This is a genomic window from Hydrogenophaga sp. GW823-FHT04C09, assembly GCF_058796355.1.
This window is the reverse complement of sequence record NZ_JBXAIO010000003.1, coordinates 340,186-360,401: the sequence shown is the minus strand read 5'-3', so window position 1 is coordinate 360,401 and position 20,216 is coordinate 340,186. Positions and strand designations below refer to the sequence as shown.

Below are 20,216 nucleotides of genomic sequence, written 5' to 3'. Positions count from 1 at the left end.
ACATGAGTCTCATCATCGACTGCCACGGCCACTACACCACCGCCCCCAAGGCGCTGGAGGCCTGGCGCAACCAGCAGATCGCGGGCATCCAGGACCCGGCGCTCATGCCGAAGGTCGCCGACCTGAAGATCAGCGACGACGAACTGCGCGAGTCCATCGAGACCAACCAGCTCAAGCTGATGAAGGAACGCGGCAGCGACATCACGCTGTTCTCGCCGCGCGCGAGCTTCATGGCGCACCACATCGGTGACTTCAACGTCTCCAGCACCTGGGCCGCCATCTGCAACGAGCTGTGCCACCGCGTCTCCACGCTGTTCCCCGACCACTTCGTGCCGGTGGCCATGCTGCCGCAGTCGCCCGGTGTCGATCCGAAGACCTGCATCCCCGAGCTGGAGAAGTGCGTCAAGGAATACGGCGCGGTCGGCATCAACCTCAACCCCGATCCTTCGGGCGGCCACTGGACCAGCCCGCCGCTGACCGACAAGCACTGGTACCCCATCTACGAAAAGATGGCCGAGTACGACCTGCCGGCCATGATCCACGTGAGCACCAGCTGCAACGCCTGCTTCCACACCACCGGCGCGCACTACCTCAACGCCGACACCACCGCCTTCATGCAGCTCATCCAGGGCGACCTGTTCAAGGACTTCCCGACGCTGAAGTTCCTGATCCCGCACGGCGGCGGCGCGGTGCCCTACCACTGGGGCCGTTTCCGTGGTCTGGCGCAGGAGATGAAGAAGCCGCTGCTGGACACGCACCTGATGAACAACGTGTTCTTCGACACCTGCGTGTACCACCAGCCCGGCATCGACCTGCTCAACACCGTGATCCCGGTGAAGAACGTGCTGTTCGCCAGCGAGATGATCGGCGCCGTGCGTGGCATCGACCCGACGACCGGCAACTACTACGACGACACCAAGCGCTACATCGAGGCATCGAAGATCCTGAGTGCGGACGACAAGCACCAGATCTACGAAGGCAACGTGCGCCGCGTGTTCCCGCGCCTGGATGCGCGTCTCAAGGCCAAGGGCCTGTAAGGAGTTTCACATGTACGAACTGGGCGTTGTCTACCGCAACATCACCCGCGCCGACCGCGCGGCCGCCGACGGCCTGGCGGCACTGGGCTCGGCCACCGTCCACGAGGCCATGGGCCGCGTGGGCCTGCTCAAGCCCTACATGCGCCCGATCTATGCGGGCCAGCAGGTCAGCGGCACCGCCGTCACCGTGCTGCTGCAGCCCGGTGACAACTGGATGATGCACGTGGCCGCGGAGCAGATCCAGCCCGGCGACATCGTGGTGGCCGCCGTCACGGCCGAGTGCACCGACGGCTACTTCGGCGACCTGCTCGCCACCTCGTTCCAGGCGCGCGGCGCCCGCGCGCTCATCATCGACGCCGGCGTGCGCGACGTGAAGACGCTGCAGGAGATGAACTTCCCGGTGTGGAGCAAGGCCATCAGCAGCAAGGGCACCATCAAGGCCACGCTGGGCTCGGTGAACATCCCCATCGTCTGCGCCGGCATGCTGGTGACGCCGGGCGACGTGATCGTGGCCGATGACGACGGCGTGGTCTGCGTGCCCGCCGCGCGCGCCGCCGCCACGCTGGAGGCCGCGCGCAAGCGCGAGAGCTTCGAGGGCGAGAAGCGCGCCAAGCTGGCCAGCGGCGTGCTGGGGCTGGACATGTACAAGATGCGCGAGCCCCTGGCCGCCGCCGGCCTGCGCTATATCGACTAACCCCCGCCGCGCTTTGCGCGACCCCCTTGAAAGGGGGCAACACCAGCGGCCCGGCAAAGCCGGTTCCGCGGTGTTTCTGGACAGCGTCACTTCATGCAGAAGGATTCGAGAATGACAAAACCGACTTCCGGTGATTTCACCAAGACCGCGGGCTGGCTCGACTGGTACGACGGCCCGAGCAAGCCGCGTTTCCAGCTGCCGGCCGGCGCCGTGGACGCGCACTGCCACGTGTTTGGCCCGGGCGCCGAATTCCCCTACGCGCCCGAGCGCAAGTACACGCCTTGCGACGCCAGCAAGGCCCAGTTGTACGCGCTGCGCGACCACCTCGGCTTTTCGCGCAACGTGGTGGTGCAGGCCACCTGCCACGGCGCCGACAACCGCGCCATGGTCGATGCCTGCCTCTCCAGCGGCGGCAAGGCGCGCGGCGTGGCCACCGTCAAGCGCAGCGTCTCCGACGAGGAACTGCAGCAGCTGCACGCCGCCGGCGTGCGCGGCGTGCGCTTCAACTTCGTCAAGCGCCTGGTGGACTTCACGCCCAAGGACGAGCTGATGGAGATCGCCGCGCGCATCCAGAAGCTGGGCTGGCACGTGGTCATCTACTTCGAGGCGGTGGACCTGCCCGAGCTGTGGGACTTCTTCACCGCGCTGCCCACCACCGTGGTGGTGGACCACATGGGCCGCCCCGACGTGAGCAAGCCGGTGGACGGCCCCGAGTTCGAGCTGTTCCTCAAGTTCATGCGCCAGCACCCCAATGTGTGGAGCAAGGTGAGCTGCCCCGAGCGCCTGAGCGTCACCGGCCCCAAGGCGCTGAACGGTGAACAGGCGGCCTACCAGGACGTGGTGCCGTTCGCGCGCAAGGTGGTCGAGGAGTTCCCCGACCGCGTGCTGTGGGGCACCGACTGGCCGCACCCCAACCTCAAGGACCACATGCCCGACGACGGCCTGCTGGTCGACTTCATTCCGCAGATCGCGCCCACGGCCGAGCTGCAGAAGAAGCTGCTCGTCACCAACCCCATGCGCCTTTACTGGCCCGAGGAACAAGTATGAACCCCCACGCTCATCACTTCGTGTATTCGCTGCCCCCCGAGGGGGCGCATGCCGCCCTTGAGGCGGCTCGGCGGGAGGCATAACCATGGCCCTGGACAAACCCTACCTGGACGTGCCCGGCACGACCATCTTCGACGCCGAGCAGAGCCGCAAGGGCTACTGGCTCAACCAGTTCTGCATGAGCCTGATGAAGGCCGAGAACCGCGAGCGCTTCAAGAAGGACGAGCGCGCCTACCTCGACGAGTGGGCCATGACGGAAGAGCAGAAGCAGGCCGTGCTCGCGCGCGACCTGAACTGGTGCATCCGCCTGGGCGGCAACATCTACTTCCTGGCCAAGATCGGTGCCACCGACGGCAAGAGCTTCCAGCAGATGGCGGGCTCCATGACCGGCATGACCGAAGAGGAGTACCGCAACATGATGGTGGCCGGCGGCCGTTCGGCCGAAGGCAACCGCGTGGTCGGCGAAGACGGCGATGCCCAGGCGCACCGCCAGCCACAGGGAAAAGGAAAGAACTGACATGGCCCGCATCACCGCATCCGTCTACACCTCGCACGTCCCGGCCATCGGCGCCGCGCTCGACCTCGGCAAGACCCACGAGCCCTACTGGCAACCGGTCTTCCAGGGCTACGAGTTCGGCAAGCAGTGGATGAAGGACAACAAGCCCGACGTCATCTTCCTGGTTTTCAACGACCACGCCACGGCCTTCAGCCTGGACATGATCCCCACCTTCGCGATCGGCACCGCCGCCGAGTACCAGCCGGCCGACGAGGGCTGGGGCCCGCGCCCCGTGCCCAAGGTGATCGGCCACCCGGACCTGGCCTCGCACATCGCGCAGTCGGTGATCCAGCAGGACTTCGACCTCACCATCGTCAACAAGATGGACGTGGACCACGGCCTGACCGTGCCGCTCTCGCTGATGTGCGGCCCGCAGGACCCGGTCAAGGGCGCCTGGCCCTGCCCGGTGATCCCGTTCGCGGTCAACGTGGTGCAGTACCCCGTGCCCAGCGGCCGGCGCTGCTACAACCTCGGCAAGGCCATCGCCAAGGCGGTGGCCAGCTACGACGAGGACATCAACGTGCACATCTGGGGCACGGGCGGCATGAGCCACCAGCTGCAGGGACCGCGCGCGGGCCTGATCAACAAGGACTTCGACAACGCCTTCCTCGACAAGCTGATCAGCGACCCCGAGGCCGCCGCCGACATCCCGCACATCGACTACGTGCGCGATGCGGGCAGCGAAGGCATCGAACTCGTGATGTGGCTGATCGCGCGCGGCGCGATGGCCGATGCGGCCGGCGGTCCCCGCCCGAAGGCCGTGCAACGCTTCTACCACGTGCCCGCGTCGAACACGGCGGTGGGCCACCTGATCCTGGAGAACACCTGACATGAGCAAAACCATCAAAGTCGCCCTGGCGGGCGCTGGCGCCTTCGGCGTCAAGCACCTGGACGGCATCAAGAACATCGACGGCGTCGAGGTCATCTCGCTGGTCGGCCGCGAGCTGGACAAGACGAAGGAAGTGGCCGCCAAGTACGGCATCGGCCACGTCACCACCGAGCTGTCCGAATCGCTCGCGCTCAAGGAGCTGGACGCCGTCATCCTGTGCACGCCCACGCAGATGCACGCCGAGCAGACCCTGGCCTGCCTGAACGCCGGCAAGCACGTGCAGGTGGAGATTCCGCTGGCCGACAGCCTCGCGGGCGCGCAGGCCGTGGTGGAGCTGCAGAAGAAGACCGGCCTGGTCGCCATGTGCGGCCACACGCGCCGCTTCAACCCCAGCCACCAGTACGTGCACAACCAGATCCAGGCCGGCAAGTTCAACATCCAGCAGATGGATGTGCAGACCTATTTCTTCCGCCGCACCAACACCAACGCGCTGGGCCAGGCGCGCAGCTGGACCGACCACCTGCTGTGGCACCACGCCGCGCACACGGTGGACCTGTTCGCCTACCAGGCCAACAGCCCCATCGTGCAGGCCAACGCCGTGCAGGGCCCGATCCACCCGACGCTGGGCATCGCCATGGACATGAGCATCCAGCTCAAGGCCGCCAACGGCGCGATCTGCACGCTGTCGCTCTCGTTCAACAACGACGGCCCGCTGGGCACCTACTTCCGCTACATCGGCGACACCGCGACCTACCTCGCGCGCTACGACGACCTGTTCAACGGCAAGGAAGAGCAGATCGACGTGTCCAAAGTGGCCGTGAGCATGAACGGCATCGAGCTGCAGGACCGCGAGTTCTTCGCCGCGATCAAGGAAGGCCGCGAGCCCAATTCGAGCGTGGGCCGGGTGTTCGCCTGCTACCAGGTGCTGCACCAGCTCGAGCAGCAGCTCAACGCGGCCGGCTGAGCCGGCGCGCCGATCGGCCCAGATGCACCCCAGCGCCTTCGACCACGGTCGCCTGTTCTTCGACACCTACCTCGATCCGCAGGCCGCACCCACCGTGCTCGACATCGGGGCGCAGGACGTGAACGGTTCGCTGCGCTCGCTGGCACCGGCGGCCAGCCGCTACATCGGCGTGGACTTCGCGCCCGGGCGCGGGGTGGACGTGGTGCTCGACGACCCGTACCACCTGCCGTTCGCCGACGGGAGCATCGACGCCGTGGTCAGCAGCTCCTGCTTCGAGCACATCGAGCTGTTCTGGCTGAGCTTCAACGAGGTGCTGCGGGTGCTCAAGCCCGAGGGCCTGTTCTACCTCAACGCGCCCTCCAACGGCGACTTCCACCGCTACCCGGTGGACTGCTGGCGCTTCTACCCCGACGCCGGCGGCGCGCTCGTGCGCTGGGGCGTTCGCTCGGGCCACCGCCCGGCCCTGCTGGAGTCGTTCACCGCCTACCAGCAGCTCGACGTGTGGAGCGACTTCGTGGCGGTGTTCGTGAAGGACGAGGCCTGCGTTGAGCGCCACCCCGCGCGCATGCTCGATCGGGTGGGGCGCTACATGAACGGTCGCCGCCACGGCGTGCAGGGCATCCTGTGCCCGCAGGACCACACGGAAGAGGGCGCGCGCCTGCGCCGCCTGACCGGCCACCCCCAGGGCCTGGGCTGAGCCCTGGCGCGGCGGCTCAGGCGGTCTTGCGCAGCCACAGGCTGCCGCCGGTGTTGCGCAGGCAGGCCGGCATGTGCGCGGCGAAGAAATCGCGGTGGAAGTGGGCCATGTAGGTGTTCATCAGCAGCACCTCGAAGGCGCTGTTGTACTGAAGGAAGGCCCGGACCATGTAGGCCTCGTTCCAGACCCGGCCTTCGTAGATCCATTCCTTCGGGTACTCGAAGGGGTAGAAGACGTCGTGCAGGTGGATCACCACGCCCGGGGCCAGCGCCGGAAGGATCTCGAACAGCAGGCGGTTGACGTCGCTGCCGATCTTGCCGACGTGCGTGGAGTCGATGAACAGCACGTCGTTCTCGCGCAGCTGGGTGAACACCGCCAGGTCCACCTCCTGCAGCGCCTGGGCGAGCACGGTCGTGGTGGCCAGGTCTTCGGGCCGCAGCAGCGACTGCAGCAACTGCGGGTAGGGGTCGATGAAGGTGGTGTGCATCGACGGGTCCAGGAAGTACTGCCGGGTGTCCAGCGTGACGCACGACGAGTGGCCCGACCCCACCTCCACCAGGCGCGCGGGCCGCAGGGTGCGCAGCATGCAATGCAGCATGATCGCGTCGGAGTAGCTGTAGGCCGGGTTCAGGTAGTGGTAGCGCAGCCCGGGCCGGGGCTCGTCGCCGAAGGGGATGTCGGGGTAGAGCGCCGCGAAGCCGTGCAGCAGCGCCAGCTGTTCGGGCTCGCGCAGGTCGATGCCGGGCAGGGTGGCGGGCGGCGCGCCGAACAACCGGGCCTCGTGGCGCCGAACCTCGTCCAGATCGGGCAAGGGCGAGTAGTAGTGGCCGGGCGGAAACATGGTGGGGGCGGTCTCGGGTGCGGTGGCGGTCGGGCGGACAAATTCTATCGAGCACACTAGGCGGGTCCGCATCCTCTTTTCACGCCCCAGCGATGTCCCCTGCGACCCCTTCCAACCCCGCCGACCCCGGCGCTGCCGCCCAGCTCGACGCCGTCTGGGGCGACCCGGCCACCTGGACCGAACACGGCCTGCACTGGACCCACCTGCCGGCGGTGAAGGCCCGCATCGCCGAGATGGTCTCGGGCGACGCGGGCATCCACCCGCTGGAGTGGTTCTTCCGCCAGGTGGCCGCCGAGCGGCCCCTGCCGCTGCGGCGGATCCTGGTGCTGGCCTGCGGCGCGGGGTATGTGGAGCGCGAGGCGGTGTCCCGGGGCTGGGCCGCCTCGGCGGTGGCGATCGATCTCTCGTCCCAGGTGCTGGCGCGCGCGCGCGCGCAGGCCCAGGCCGAGGGGCTGGCCATCGAGTACCACCATGCCGACATGAACCGCCTGCCCCTGGGGCAGGCGCCTTTCCTGCCCGGGACCTTCGACGCCGTGCTGGGCGTGGCCGGCGTGCACCACGGCAGCGACCTCGAGCGCCTGTACGCGGACGTGGCCGCGCTGCTGGTGCCCGGCGGCTGGTTCTTTCTCGACGAGTACGTGGGCCCGGACCGCTTCCAATGGCCGCAGGCGCAAGAGCGCCACCTCAACACCTTGCTGGACCTATTGCCGCCGCGCCTGCGCATGACGACCGACGGCCGGCTCAAGGGCAACGCGCGCCGCCCGAGCGTGCAGGAGGTGATCGCGGTGGACGCCAGCGAAGCGGTGCGCTCGTCCGAGCTGCTGCCGCTGCTGCCGGGCCATTTCGAGGTGCAGGCCGTGCGCCCCTACGGCGGCTCGATGCTGCACCTGGTGCTGGGGAGCATCGCGCAGAACTTCGCGCCGGCGGCCGAGGCGCCTTATCTGAATGCCTTGATGGAGGCCGAGGACGAGCTGATCCGCGCGGGGCAGATCGGGCACGACTTCGCCTGCGTCATCGCGCGTCCGCGGCCTGCCGCAGCCAGCGCCGCACCGCCTCCGGATCGTTGAGACCCAGGGCCAGCACGCGCGAGGGCGCATGCAGCGCGGCGTCGGGCGGCAGCCGGGCATAACTCTCGCGGATCGCGGCCCGCCGTTCGCTTAAGCGGGTGTTCGACGGGTCGAGCCCGGTCACCACGGTGAGTCCCGAGGGCGCGGTGGGCAGCGTGACGATGCGCAGATCGGGCCGCAGGGCGCGCAGGCAGGGCACGATCTTCCAGCCGTCGCCCGTGTGGAAACCGGTGAGGTGTTCGCGGCCGGCGGTCTCGGCGGTCAGCGGCACGGTGTCGTGCAGCAGCAGCACCGCGCCCGGCGCGGCCAGGCGCTCGGCACCGATGACGTCGTCGAGCACGGTGTCGAAGCGGTGATCGCCGTCGATGAAGGCGAGGTCGAAGCCGGTGTCGGCGAGGCCGCTGTCCGCTGGCACGGCGGCGAAGAAGTCGGCGCTGGTGCGGCGGTAGAGCCGCGCCGGCCCCGCGCAGCGGCTCAGGGGATCGCCCTTGGGCGCGGGGTCGACGCCGATCACCCGCGTGTCCGGCCCCGCCAGGGCCAGCGTGTGGCCATGCTCCACACCCAGCTCGAGGTAGATCCGCGGCTTCAGCTGTTGGTGGAACCAGGCGAGCCAGTGGCGGTAGTCCGGCCCGGGCCAGCGCAGGCGGGCCAGGGTCACGTGCACGCCGGGCAGGTTGGGCTCCAGCGCGAGGGCGTCCCACAGCACGGCTTCGGCGGCATCGGTCGCGCCCTCGGCGCTCAGGCGGCGCCAGCGGCGCAGGGCCGAGGTCTCCAGCGGATGCACGGGGGCGCTCACGCGGCGCCTTCCAGCACCTGCCGCAACAGCTGCCCGAAGCGCTGCGGGGCGTAACGTTCGGCGCACTGCTGCCACGCGGCCTGCTGTTGCCGTGTCCACAGGCCGTCGTCGCGCAGCAGGCGCGCGATGCCGTCGGCGAAGCTGCGCGCGTCGCGGCCGGCCTGGATGTCGAGGCCTTCGCGCCAGCCGAGCTGGCGCACCAGCAGCGCCGAGGCGGCGACCGGGATGCCCTGCGCGGCGGCCTCGATCACCTTCGCCGGCACACCACCGGCGAAGCGCACCGGCGCGATGAAGACCCGCGCGCCGTCGTACAGCGGCTCCAGCGCCTCGCGCGGGCCCAGCACCTGCACATCGTCACGGGCCAGCGCCATGATCCGGGCCGAACGGTTGATGCCCACGATGGAGAGCACCGGGGGCTGCGGCAGGCGAGCGCGCAGCAGCGGCATGACCTGTTCGATGAACCACACCAACCCGTCTTCGTTGGGCGTGTCGGGGTGCAGCGCGCCCACGAACAACAGGCCGCTGCGCCCGGCCGGCCCGGGCGCGTCGCGGCGCACGGCCATGCCGTGGCTCAACAGCGTGACGCGGTGGCCGGCCGCGCGAAAACACTCGGCGTCGCGCCGCGACACCACCAGCACGTCGCTGGCGCCGCGCGCCAGGGCGATCTCGCGCGCCAGATGCGCCTGCGCCGCCGCGCGCGACATCGGCTTGCCGCGCACGCCGGCCTCGGCGATCTCGCGCAGCGCGAACAGCGCTTCGGCGTCGTAGACCAGGCGCATGCCGGCGAAGAGTTCCGGCCGGCGCGCGCGCAAGGGCTGCAGGGCCCGCAGGTTGGGCGGGCGGCTGACCAGCAGCACGTCGTACACGCCGCGCCGGCGCTCGAGGAAGTCCTCGAGCCGCGCCAGGCCGTGGTGCAGCACCACCTCGACGCTGGACGGCACCGAGGCGTGCACCTCGCGCCAGTCGTCGTCGGTCTGCCACAGCGGGAAGAAGCTCACCGGCCAGTCGCGCAGGGCCTGCAGCATGAGGCGCGCGCGGGGCAGCCCGCCGCCCTTGACCATGTGCGGCACCTCGTTGTCGATGATGAGCACGCGCGGGCGGCGCGGCTGGTCTTCGGGCGAGCGCCAGCGGTCGCCGTCGAGCCGGGGGGCCATGGGGTAGGGGCGGTCCTGCAGCCAGTCGGCGTAGCGCGCCTGGAAGCGCGCGCGGTTCTCTCGCATGCGGTGGCCGGCTTCGTCGCCGGGGGCGCTGCCCCATTCCACGTGTTCGACCAGCACGCCGGGCTCGACCACCACGCGAAAGCCGGCGCGCCACACGCGCAGGCAGAAGTCGGCGTCTTCGTAGTAGGCCGGGACGAAGGCTTCGTCGAAGCCGCCGAGCATGCGCCACAGCGGCACCGGCACGGCCAGGAACACGCCGGAGACGTAGTCGGTGGCGCGGCTGGTCATGGCGGCGGGGCAGAAGGGGTCTTCGTCGCGCCCGATGCCGTGCGCGTTGCCGTCGCGGAAGATGAGGTTGCCCACCTCCTGCAGCCCGCCCGCGCTGAGCACGATGCGCCCGCCCAGCGCGCCGACGGCGGGGTCGGCGTCGAGCCGGTCGCGCGCGGCCCGCAGGGCGCCTTGCTGCACGATGGCGTCGTTGTTGAGGAACACCAGGTGGCGCCCGCGCGCCAGGGCCGCGCCCTGGTTGGCGGCCAGCAGGAAACCGGTGTTGTCGGCATTGATCACGGTCCGCGCGCCCGACACGCGCGCGAGCAGCTGGGCCGTTTCGTCGCGGGAGGCGTTGTCGATGACGATGGTCTCGAAGGACAGGCCGCGCTGGTCGGCCAGGGCCTGCAGCGTGCGCCGCGTCAGCCCGGCCTGGTTGTAGAGCACCACGACGACGGAGAGGTCGGGCACGCTGTCCGGGGCGGGTTCGGGCAGGGCGATGCGGCTGCCGGGCTTGTCGAGCCAGACCTGCAGCGCGTGGCGGGCCTGGGCGCGCAGGCGGGTCTTGGGGTCGGCGGCGAACAGGCCCGGGTCGGCGCCGGCCACGGCCTGCGCGCACAGGGCTTCGATCTGGCGGGCCACGCGCCGGCCGTCGGTCAGCGGCGCGTCGAGCAGGCGCGCGCGCAGCGTGGCGCGGTGTTGCGCCAGGGCCGCCGCGTCCCCGGCCAGCGCCGCGGCGATGTCGACGAAGCGCTCGGGCGTGTCGGCCACCCAGGCCTGCAGGCCGAGGGCGTCCAGGATGGCATGGCCCTGGCGCGCGCCGGCGCGGTCGCCGCTGAGCGTGACGACGGGCACGCCCATCCAGAGCGGGTCCAGCAGGCTGAGGCCGCCGTTGCCGGGAAAGCTGTCGAGCACCAGGTCGATCTGCTGGAACCACAGCAGCAGGTCTTCGTAGGAGCGCTGCGGGTCGAAGCTCACGCGCTCGGCGGCCACGCCGTGGACGTGCAGGGTGGCGAGGATGCGCGCGCGCTGCGGCCAGTCGGCGGCGACCTGGCCGACGAAGCGCAGGCGCGAGCCGGGGCAGGCCACCAGGCAGCGCGCCCAGGTCCGCAGGCTGGCGCCGTTGAGCCGCAAGCCGCGCGCGACCACGCCGAAGGTCACGGCGCCGGTGCGCTGCACGGGCGGCGGCAGCGGTGGCGGGGCGTGCGTGGGCGGGTCCCAGCACCATTGGCCGCCGTCCAGCCGCCACAGCGCCTCTTCGTGCACCGCCTCGTGGGCGGCGGGCACGGTCGCGGCGTCGCAGAGCAGGGCGTCGAACAGGCCGCCGGCCGGGCCCCAGCAGCCCAGCCAGCCGACCTGCAGCGGCGCCAGCCGCCGTGCCAGGGCTTGCAGCACCTCGAACTGGCCCTCGAACGGGTGCAGGCCGCCGGCGTCGATGACGACGTCGACGCGGTTGGCGGCGCAGGCGCGCGCCAGCTCTGGCGGGTCCAACGGTTCCTGGTGGATGTGGGCAGGCAGGCCGGCCATGGGCCGGTGCGCGAAGAGGAAGACCTCGGCGGCCAGGGGATCGTGGCCGGCGAGCACGCGGCGCAGCAGGCGCTCGTGCAGCTGGCCGGCGATGTAGGCGATGCGGGGGCGCGCGCCCGGTCGGCGCGGCAGGTCGGGGCGTTGCCAGGTGTGCAGGCCCGAGCGCAGCTTGAGATCGCGGAACACGTGCCGCGCGGTCTCGGCCAGGCCGTCGCGCGTGGCGTCGGCGCAGAGCGACTGGATGTAGAGCGCGGCGCTGGCGAGCCAGGGGTCTTGCGGGAAGTCGTGCGCGGCGGCCTGCGCCAGCCGCAGCAGGGCGTCGTGGCCGTGGCGGGCCGTGCCTTCCGCGATCGCTGCCCGGTAGGCGGCGTGGCGGTCGGCGTGCGGCACCAGGGCCAGCGCGGCGGGCGCACCGCCGGCGCCCAGGCTGTGCAGGCGCAGCAGGGCGCGAACGGCCTCGGCACCACGCTCGCGCTCGACGATCAGCTCGCGGCACAGGGCCACCGCGCGCGCCAGGTCGTCGGCGGTCGATGTCGGGTCTTCGCTCAGCAGACGCGCCTGCAGCAGCCGCGCCTCGGCATCGTCGGGGTGCAGGGTCTGCAGCCGGTCGATCGCCTGCAGACCCTGCGCGAACGCGCCGCCCCGCAAGCAGGCTTCGGCCAGCTCGCGCAGCGGCACGGCGGGGTCGGCGGCGCGTTCGCTGGCGTGCAGAAAAGCCAGGCGGGCCGCGCCGAAGCGTTGCGCGTCGAGCAGGATCCAGCCGAGCTGGCGCAGGCTGTCGACGCGCTCGGGTTGCAGCTGCAGAGCGGTCTCGATGGCGCTCTGGGCTTCGTCCAGCCGCTGTTGCCGGTAGCGCACCTGGGCCAGCGCGCGCCAGGCCTGCACGCTGGCCGGGTCCTGGGCCACGGCGGCCTGCGCTTGCAGGGCGGCGGGGGCCAGGTCGCCGGCGGCGGCGAACACGAACGCCGCCTGCACGCGGGCGAGGTGCTCGTCGGGCCGGTGCCGCAGCAACTCGCGCACGGCGCCGCTGGCGGTGGTCAGGTCACCCTGGTCCTTGGCGATCCAGCCCAGCAGGCGCAGCACCTCGGCCTCGTCGCCGCCGGCGCGCGCGGCCCGCGCGAGCGCGCGTCGCGCCAGCACCCAGCGGTGCCGCCGCGCGTGCACCTGCGCCAGCACCAGCCAGGCGTCGGCGTGGCGCGGCTGGGCGCGCAAGCCCTGCAGCAACTGGCGCCGCGCGGCCTCGACGCGCCCGAGATCGAGCTGCACGCGGGCCATCAGCGACTGCGCGGGCAGGCAGTCCGGTTGACTGGCCAGGACTTGCATCAACAGCCATTCGGCGTCCACCGGGTGCTGCCACGCGACCTGGATCTGCGCGCGGCGCAGCAGCGCGTCCCAGCGGCTCATGTCGCGCTGCTGGACTTCGTTGAAGCTGCGGTCGGCCGCCTTCAGGTCGCCCGCGCGCTGCTGCAGGGCGCCGAGCAGGTGCCAGGCGGCGGCCTGATCGGGAAAGGCGTCGACCTGGCGGCGCGCCACGTCGACGGCGCGGTCCAGGTGGCCGTGCTCGCACTCCCAGTCCACCAGGGCGGTCAGGAGTTCGGGGTCGTCGGGGTGGCGCGCGAGCCCGTCGGCCAGGCAGTCGGCGGCGCGCGCGGCCTGTCCCAGCGCCACCAGGCATTGCGCGCGGTGCAGGTGCAGGCGCACCTGTTCGGCCGCGTTCCAGGGGTAGGCCGCGACGGCTTCTTCGTACAGGGCCAGCGCGTCTTCGAATTCGCCCGCCTTCTGGTGCAGCCAACCCACTTGCAGCAGCCGGCCCGGCAGGCGCGCGCCCTGCAGCGCGCGTTCGGCCCAGGCGCGCGCCTCGGGCAGTTCGTCCAGGTCGTGCAGCAGCCAGGCCAAGGCGAAGGCGGTCTCGTGCAGCGATTCGTCGAGCAGGCAGGCCATGCGCAGGGACGCGGCGGCCCGCGCCGGTTCGCCCTGCCGCTGGCGCAGCAGGCCCAGGCAGGCGTGCAGGGGGGCGTGATCGGGCGTGCGCTCGCACGCGGCGAGCAGCACGTCTTCGGCCGCCACCAGATGGCCGGCGTGCGTCAGGAAGTGGCCGAGCGCGGCGGCGGCCTGCGGCGTCGGCGCGTCGGCATGGGCCTGCAGCGCCAGGTGCAAGGCTCGGTCAAGGAGGCCGGCACGGAAGGCCTGCCAGGCCTCGCCGAGCAGGTCGTCGGTGCCGGCGTGGGGGTCCATGCTCAAGGGGTCACACCTCGGGCCGTTCGCCGACCACGGTGAACAGCGGCACCATGCGGTCCATCGAGGGCTGCCGCTGGTGGTGCACGCTGACCCGCACCTCGGTGAAACCCAGCAGGCCCAGCGCGGAGACGATGAACTGCGGCGTGAACTGCCACCAGGTGTCCACCTGATCCACACCGCGGTGCGGTTGCAGTTCGGCCAGCGCCCGTGGGCCGAGCGTGGCGTCGTACAGGTCCGTCACGATCAGGGTGCGGCGCGTGCGCCGGGCCACGCTCTGCAGCATGTCGAAGGGGCGGCGGCAGTGCAGCAGCACGGCGGCGAGCAGACCGATGTCGAACGGGCCGCAGTCCTCGGGCAGGGCGTAGGGGTCGCCCTCGACCATGCGCACGCGCGAATGGCGCTGCTGGTGCACGTACCAGAACGAATTGCGCACGCCTTCGATGTTGCGGGTGAAGGTCTTGCGCCACTTCGGGGTGTCGAAGCCCTCGAACGGCACCACGTCCCACAGGTGCGACATGGGCGGCTCCAGGCAGGTGACCTCGGCCCCGGCGGCCTCCATGTGGAACGACAGGAAGCCGCTGGCCGGTCCGATCTCGATCACCGAGCGGCCCGCGAAGTCCACCTCGCCCAGGTACTGGGCGGTGGCCGGGCGCAGGTCCCAGTCACCGCTGACTTCCTCGCCATCGGCCAGGTTGTACGAGTGATAGAACAGGCAGTCTTCGCGGCGCGGCTGGCGCGGCGGAACCTCGCGCCAGGCGGCTGCGCGGGCCGGGGTCGGTGGCACGGTGTCCTGGGCCGGCACTGGCTCGCGCCCGGCCGTCTGCGCGGCGTGGACTTGCAGCAGGCCCAGCAGCCGGGCCACGGTGGTGGCGGTGCCGGCGACATGCGCCGCGCCCAGGCGCCGCGCGGCGTCGCGCTCGGCGGTGGCGAAGGGGTCGTACAGGCGGCGCAGCGCGGCGGCCCAGTCTTCCACCGGTGCGTGCGGTTCCAGCACCATGCCGCCGCCGCCCACCAGTTGCGGAAGGGCGCCGCGGCGGCTGGCCAGCACCGGCAGGCCGTTGAGCTGGGCCTCGACCACGGTGCGGCCGAACGACTCTTCCCACACCGAGGGCATCAACAGCACGCGCGCCTGGCCGAACACCTCGTGCATGGCCGCGCTCGGGCCGCGCCATTGAATGTTGCCCAGCTGGGCCGCGCGGGCCTGGCAGTGCGCGCGCCAGTGGGGGTCGAGGTGCCAGCTCTCCATCACGAGGAAGGGCAGCTCGGGGCAGGCCATCGCCAGCTCGAACATCCGCTCCACGCCCTTGATGGGCGTGGGGTTGACGAACAGCACCTTGTCGCCGGTGCGCGCTGCAAGGTAGTCCTGCGGCGAGACCACCGGTGGGATCACCGCGCAATCGAGGCCGTAGAGGGCGTGCCAGCGCTGCGCCGTGAAGTCCGAGTTGGCCAGGTAGAGCAGCGAAGGGTCGGCCACGAGATGGCCGCCGAGCTGGCTGGTCTCGACGTTGTGCAGGTACACGGCGGTGGGCCGCCCGGTGTCCAGGCTGGCCAGCACCAGGGGCGCCAGGGTGGTGCCGCTCTGCACGACGATCACGTCGGCGTCGAAGCGGGCCGCGGCGGCGGGCAGGGCCTGCACCGGCCGGGGCGAACGCAGCACCGGGTAGCCCAGGTGCTCGTCCTGTGTGAGGGACGCCTCCGTGTCACCGGAGGCGGCCGTCGCCTGGCCACAGAGCACGGCGGCCTCGGCCCCCATGGCGCGGATCGCCAGGCACAGGTCGTGGGTGGTGGTCTGCAAGCCGCCGACGATGTCGGGCAGGTGCGGGTAGGTGGAGACGAACAGGACGCGCATGGTGGCGGATCAATGCAAAAAGAACGGCGGCTGCGCCAAGGCGAGCCGCCGGTCTGTGGAAGGGGCGCGGCCGTTCCTCGGTCAGGACTGGTTTTGAACCTGACCGGTGCCCAACAGATTTCGCAGCATGTTGGATGGATTGGCGCCGGTGACGCTGTCGACCACGTTTTTCAGGCGGTCGTTGGCGAGGGTCGAGCCAGGGCCGTTCGCGCCGCCCGGCGTGTTGCCGGTGCTGATCAGCTGGCCTGGAGGGGCCGGCGCCGGGTTCGAGGCCGTATTGCCCGCAGGAGGGCGGCTCTCCAGCCGCTGCAACATGTTGTTGAGTTCGGCAACGGGGAGGCGTTGCGGGGATGTCGGCGGGGCGTTGATGGTGAGCGCGCTGCCGAAGCCGGCCCGGGTCACGGTCTGGGTGTTGCCGTTGTTGTCGCTCACGCGCATCGACTGGCCGAACAGGAAGGTGCCCGACGTTCTGGCGCCATCGGTTTCGGCGATGGTGATGCCGCCCAGGATCTCGATCTTGCCGTGCGCCGTCGCGATCGTGGTCGCGGTGTTCTTGCTGATCTGGCCGCCCACCACGCGCACCAGGCCCTTGACCAGGCCCAGGCGGATCCGGCCTTGTTTGGTGCCCGGGTCGAAGGTGAATTCGTCGATGGTGAGTTCCGCATTCGGGCCCAGGGTCAGGGCCGACTGGTCCATGAACAGCACATGCATCGAGCCGCTGGCATCGGTGCGCAGGCGCTGGCCCGGCACGACGCTGCTGCCCACCACCATCAGCTCGTTGTTGCCGGTGACCTTGCCGCTGGGGGCGACGGCCGTCACCACGCCGGTGCGGCCGTCGCCGCCCGCGGCCGTGGGGCTCTGGGCCATGGTCGCGGGCACAGTGGCGGTCGACAGTGCGGCGGCAAGCCACCAGTCCTTGGAAATCGGCGGGGTCATTTCGGGGTCCTCGGGAATGCGGTCGAAGGGGTGTGTGCGGGGCCGTGCATCGGCATCAGAAGCGGTAGCCGGCCGCCAGGTACAGCGAGGTGTTCTTGCTCTCGTTGTTGGGCAGGTTGGCGTTGGTCTTCATGTGCTCCAGCTGCACCAGCAGCGACCAGGCGTCCGACAGCGGAACAGTCTGGCCGACGCCGATGCGCCATTCGGTGTCGCGGCGCGCGGTGTTCGCATCGACCGCCGGATCGGCCGCGTCATAGCTGCGGCGCTGCACCCCGCCCCAGACCGAGGTGCTCCACAAGCCGCCGCTCTTGAGCGGGCTGGCGTAGCTGCGCACGTAGGTCACGCGGACTTCCTGGGCATCGTGGTCGAGATAGCTCCGCTTCGTGCGTTGCCAGCGGGTGCGCAGCTCGCCGCTGAGCACGTGGCCGGGCGCGAGTTCGCGCGTCAGGCGCACGCGCAGCAGGTTGCTGGGGCCGCTGAGTTCGTCCGCGGCGGGCACGTCGATGCGGGTGGCGTAGTCGTTGTAGCGGTACTCGAAGCCACCGTCGATGAAGGTGCGGTCGTTGAGGCTGTAGGCGGCGTCCAGGCCCGCGCCGTGGTTGCTCAGGTAGCGGTGGCCCTGCGCCACCAGTCCGGCGGCGACCAGGTAGGGCCGGATCGTCAATGCCGGCGCGCCGGTGGGCGAGGGCTTGAAGCGCACGCCCGAGGTGACTTCGATCAACCCCAGGTTGTACGGGTCGGTCTGGTTGGCCTGCAGCGTGCTGCCCGACGACGAGCTGAACTTGACCATCTGCGCCGTCAGCGAGCTGACGATGGCCGCTTCGTTCTGCAGGCCCAGGTCGTACTGGTGGTCCAGCCGCAGGGTGGCCTGGATGTCGGTGTCGCTCTCGGGGCGGTTGGGGTTGTTCACCAGCGCGCCGCCCGCCAGCAGGTTGGCGCTGTCGCTGCGCGCGGTGGGGTTGCTCTGGGCCCGCAGGCCCAACACCACCTGCCCGTCCAGGCGCGAGACCTGGGTGCGCTTGCCGATGTCCTTGAGCAAGGCCTCGGCCTGGCTGCGCTGAGTGGGGTCTAGGCGCGGGTCTTCGATGGCGCGGCGCAGCAGGCCGGCGGCCATGTCGTAGGAGCCGAGCCGGTAATACAGCACGCCCAGATCGAGTCGCACCGAGGCCGGTGCGTTCGGGTCCAGCAGCTGGCGCTCGATCGCGGCGATCGCGCCTTCGTAGTTGCCTGACTGCGCCAGCAACTGGGCGTAGCGGGTGGTGGCCGCGGCATCGCCGGGCGAGCGCATCGATTGGCGGAAGGCCTCGTCGACCTGCCGTTCCAGCGGTGGGTTGCTGGGTGCCTGAGCCCAGGCGGCGGTGCAGAAAAGGCTCCAGATGGCAAGCGCCACGGCAGAGGAACGCAGTGGTCGGGTGTCCGGCACACGCATGGGGTCAGGCTCCTGGGATGGGGATGGGCGGTGAAAGCGCGTTTGATAATACACACTGTGATGTCTTGTAACGTGTTGAATTGGCCGCTTTGATGCGCGATTGACACGCTTGCTCATCACAATTTGCCTCGACTTGCTGCTTTCTTATTAATAGTGCCCGCCGACGACAACGCCCCTGATGCCGCGCAACGTTCGCCCCACGCCATGGTCTTCGGTAGCCACAGCGCGCGGGCGCGCACGGTGCTGGTCTACGGCAACTGTCAGGCCCCGTACCTGGCGCGGATGCTCGCGTCGCTCGACGACCTGAACGGCGACTACCGTTTCGTGGTCGCGCTCAACCACGCGCTGCCGGGCGATGCGCTCGCGCCGGCCATTCCCGACGAGGACCTGAAGGACGTGGTGCTGCTGCTGCGCCAGTTCGAGGACCAGCAGGACAACCCGGCCCTGACCGCGCTGACCTCGCGCCTGCCGGCCCACTGCCCGGTGATCCGCTACCCCAGCTTCGCCCTGCTCAGCGCCTGGCCCTTCGAATGCCCGGAGCCGCGTGTGCATCACGACCCGGCCTACACGCTGTGGAAGCGTTACCCGCTGGGCGACATGCTGGGCTTGCGGATCGCGCAGTCGGGGCTCACCGGGCCGATGGCGGTGGCGGCGTACATGGACCTGTCCGAGCGCAAGATGCCCGACCTGCGGGTGCGCCTGCAGCGCGACATCGACCGCATGCGCCACTACGACGCCCACTGCGACGTGCGGCTGGCCGACTACGTGCTGGACCGTTTCCGCGACGAGCACCTGTTCTGGACCAGCGGGCACATGTCCGCGCCCGCCATGGCCGAGCTGACGCGCCGCGTGGCCGAGCGCGCGCGGGCGGTGCTCGGCGGCAGCGCCGCGCGGGCCGAGGCCTGCCTGGCCGCCGCATCGCACGACGGCGGCATGGGGGTCCATCAAAACCCCATCCATCCCCTGGTCGCCGAGGCCCTGGAACTGCGCTTCTGGCACACGGACTTCGCCTACCGCTGGCACACGCAGCAATGGACCTACTATGAGTACATCCAGCGCTACATCGAATACGACACCAGTTGGTGAGGACCGTCGCATGAACCTTGACCCGGTGGTGATCACAGCCGCGGCGCGCACGCCGATCGGCGCTTTCCAGGGCGTGTTCAAGGACGTGCCCGCGACCGCCCTCGGCGTGAGCGCGATGCAGGCCGTGCTCACGCAGGGCGGTGGGGCGGCGGCGGACATCGACGAGGTGTTCTTCGGCCACGTGGTGGTGGCCGGCCTGGGCCAGGTGCCGGTGCGCCAGGCCGCGCTGCGCGCGGGGCTGGCGCCCGAGGTGCCGTGCACGGCCATCTCCAAGGTCTGCGGCTCCAGCCTGCAGGCGGTGATGCTGGTGCACGACCTGCTGCGGGCGGGCACGGTGTCGACCGCGCTGGCCGGCGGCATGGAGAACATGAGCCGCGCGCCGATGCTGCTCGGGCGCGAGCGCGGCGCGCACCTCGCCGGCCTGCTCGACCACCTGATGTTCGACGTGATGCAGGACGCCTGCACCGGCGCGACACCGATCGGCCTGAGCCATTTCGTCGACGCCACCGCTGCGGAACTCGGCCTGACGCGCGCCTTGCAGGAGGCCCAGGCGCTGAGCTCGTTCGAGCGCGCGCGGGCGGCGCAGGACAGCGGCGCGTTCGAGCGCGAGAACGTGCCGGTGACGCTGGTCGACGGCCGTGTGGTCGCGCGCGATGAACCGGTGCAAAACGTCTTGCCGGCGAAGTTCGCCGAACTCAAGCCCTTGAGCGGCCCGGGCGGCACGGCCACGGCCACGGCCGCCACGGCCTCGCCCCTGTCGGACGGCGCCGCGGCCCTGGTGATGACCGTGCAATCGCGGGCGCGCGAGCGAGGCTGGCCGGTGCGCGCGCTGGTGCGCGGGCACGCCTCGCACGCACAGGCGCCGGCACAGTTCAGCACCGCACCCGTGGGCGCGGTGCGCAAGCTGCTGGACAAAACCGGCTGGCCGATCGACACGGTCGAGCTGTGGGAGATCGGTGAGGGCTTCACCGTCGGCCTGCTGGCGGTGTGCCGGGCGCTGGGTGTGCCGCTGGCGCGCGTGAACGTGCACGGTGGCGCCTGCGCGCTCGGCCACCCCGTGGGCGCCACCGGCGCGCGCATGCTCGTCACGCTGCTGCACGCGATGGAGCGGCGGGGCGCGCGGCGCGGCATCGCCACGCTCTGCATGGGCGGCGGCGAGGCCCTGGCGGTGGCGCTGGAGATGCCCTCGTGAGAGC

The 20,216-nt window shown here is 70.9% G+C and carries 16 protein-coding genes; 10 read left to right on the top strand and 6 right to left on the bottom strand.

Annotation, left to right across the window (positions count from 1 at the left end):
* Nucleotides 1-2: 2 nt before the first annotated feature.
* The 7 genes from AC1Q9M_RS10745 to AC1Q9M_RS10715 all read left to right on the top strand — a co-directional run bounded on the left by AC1Q9M_RS10745 (nt 3) and on the right by AC1Q9M_RS10715 (nt 5,824).
* Nucleotides 3-1,037, top strand: a complete 1,035-nt coding sequence (locus tag AC1Q9M_RS10745; protein WP_382156723.1) for an amidohydrolase family protein — start codon at nt 3-5, stop codon at nt 1,035-1,037.
* Nucleotides 1,038-1,047: 10 nt separating this feature from the next.
* The gene (ligK, locus tag AC1Q9M_RS10740; protein ID WP_382156725.1) at nt 1,048-1,731 is read left to right on the top strand and encodes a 4-carboxy-4-hydroxy-2-oxoadipate aldolase/oxaloacetate decarboxylase; all 684 of its coding nucleotides are present in this window, start codon (nt 1,048-1,050) and stop codon (nt 1,729-1,731) included.
* Nucleotides 1,732-1,842: 111 nt separating this feature from the next.
* Nucleotides 1,843-2,778, top strand: coding sequence for an amidohydrolase family protein (locus AC1Q9M_RS10735; protein WP_492433709.1), 936 nt, complete (start codon nt 1,843-1,845; stop codon nt 2,776-2,778).
* 85 nt (nt 2,779-2,863) lie between these two features.
* A complete protein-coding gene (gene ligA / locus AC1Q9M_RS10730; protein ID WP_382320625.1) occupies nt 2,864-3,295 on the top strand; it encodes a protocatechuate 4,5-dioxygenase subunit alpha in 432 nt (143 codons plus the stop codon).
* A 1-nt stretch (nt 3,296) separates the two neighbouring features.
* Nucleotides 3,297-4,163 (top strand): class III extradiol dioxygenase subunit beta, encoded by an 867-nt coding sequence (locus tag AC1Q9M_RS10725; RefSeq protein ID WP_382320623.1) that lies wholly within the window; start codon nt 3,297-3,299, stop codon nt 4,161-4,163.
* Between the two features lies 1 nt (nt 4,164).
* Nucleotides 4,165-5,127 (top strand): Gfo/Idh/MocA family oxidoreductase, encoded by a 963-nt coding sequence (locus AC1Q9M_RS10720; protein WP_382156733.1) that lies wholly within the window; start codon nt 4,165-4,167, stop codon nt 5,125-5,127.
* Between the two features lie 22 nt (nt 5,128-5,149).
* Nucleotides 5,150-5,824, top strand: coding sequence for a class I SAM-dependent methyltransferase (locus AC1Q9M_RS10715; RefSeq protein ID WP_382320620.1), 675 nt, complete (start codon nt 5,150-5,152; stop codon nt 5,822-5,824).
* Between the two features lie 16 nt (nt 5,825-5,840).
* Here AC1Q9M_RS10715 and AC1Q9M_RS10710 read toward each other — a convergent pair whose 3' ends face one another.
* Nucleotides 5,841-6,665 carry a class I SAM-dependent methyltransferase gene (locus AC1Q9M_RS10710; protein WP_444686901.1) on the bottom strand — a complete coding sequence of 275 codons (825 nt, stop codon included), beginning with the start codon at nt 6,663-6,665 and terminating at the stop codon, nt 5,841-5,843.
* A gap of 92 nt (nt 6,666-6,757) precedes the next feature.
* On the opposite strand from AC1Q9M_RS10710, the gene AC1Q9M_RS10705 reads away from it, so the two are divergent.
* Nucleotides 6,758-7,732 carry a class I SAM-dependent methyltransferase gene (locus AC1Q9M_RS10705; protein ID WP_492433705.1) on the top strand — a complete coding sequence of 325 codons (975 nt, stop codon included), beginning with the start codon at nt 6,758-6,760 and terminating at the stop codon, nt 7,730-7,732.
* Here AC1Q9M_RS10705 and AC1Q9M_RS10700 read toward each other — a convergent pair.
* The 5 genes from AC1Q9M_RS10700 to AC1Q9M_RS10680 all read right to left on the bottom strand — a co-directional run bounded on the left by AC1Q9M_RS10700 (nt 7,677) and on the right by AC1Q9M_RS10680 (nt 17,895).
* Complete coding sequence (locus tag AC1Q9M_RS10700; protein WP_444686899.1) at nt 7,677-8,528, bottom strand: class I SAM-dependent methyltransferase; 852 nt, start codon at nt 8,526-8,528, stop codon at nt 7,677-7,679. The genes AC1Q9M_RS10705 and AC1Q9M_RS10700 overlap by 56 nt on opposite strands.
* Complete coding sequence (locus AC1Q9M_RS10695) at nt 8,525-13,717, bottom strand: glycosyltransferase (RefSeq protein ID WP_492434014.1); 5,193 nt, start codon at nt 13,715-13,717, stop codon at nt 8,525-8,527. Before AC1Q9M_RS10695 ends, AC1Q9M_RS10700 begins: the two co-directional genes overlap by 4 nt.
* Nucleotides 13,718-13,727: 10 nt before the next feature.
* Nucleotides 13,728-15,569 (bottom strand): glycosyltransferase, encoded by a 1,842-nt coding sequence (locus tag AC1Q9M_RS10690; protein ID WP_492433703.1) that lies wholly within the window; start codon nt 15,567-15,569, stop codon nt 13,728-13,730.
* An 81-nt stretch (nt 15,570-15,650) separates the two neighbouring features.
* Nucleotides 15,651-16,505, bottom strand: a complete 855-nt coding sequence (locus AC1Q9M_RS10685; protein WP_492433701.1) for a FecR family protein — start codon at nt 16,503-16,505, stop codon at nt 15,651-15,653.
* 55 nt (nt 16,506-16,560) lie between these two features.
* Nucleotides 16,561-17,895: a surface lipoprotein assembly modifier gene (locus AC1Q9M_RS10680; protein WP_492433699.1), complete on the bottom strand. Its 1,335-nt coding sequence runs from the start codon at nt 17,893-17,895 to the stop codon at nt 16,561-16,563.
* A 243-nt stretch (nt 17,896-18,138) separates the two neighbouring features.
* Between AC1Q9M_RS10680 and AC1Q9M_RS10675 the strand changes: the two genes are divergently transcribed.
* Both AC1Q9M_RS10675 and AC1Q9M_RS10670 read left to right on the top strand, forming a co-directional pair.
* A complete protein-coding gene (locus AC1Q9M_RS10675; protein WP_492433697.1) occupies nt 18,139-19,020 on the top strand; it encodes a WcbI family polysaccharide biosynthesis putative acetyltransferase in 882 nt (293 codons plus the stop codon).
* A 10-nt stretch (nt 19,021-19,030) separates the two neighbouring features.
* Nucleotides 19,031-20,212: a thiolase family protein gene (locus AC1Q9M_RS10670; protein WP_492433695.1), complete on the top strand. Its 1,182-nt coding sequence runs from the start codon at nt 19,031-19,033 to the stop codon at nt 20,210-20,212.
* Nucleotides 20,213-20,216: the final 4 nt, after the last annotated feature.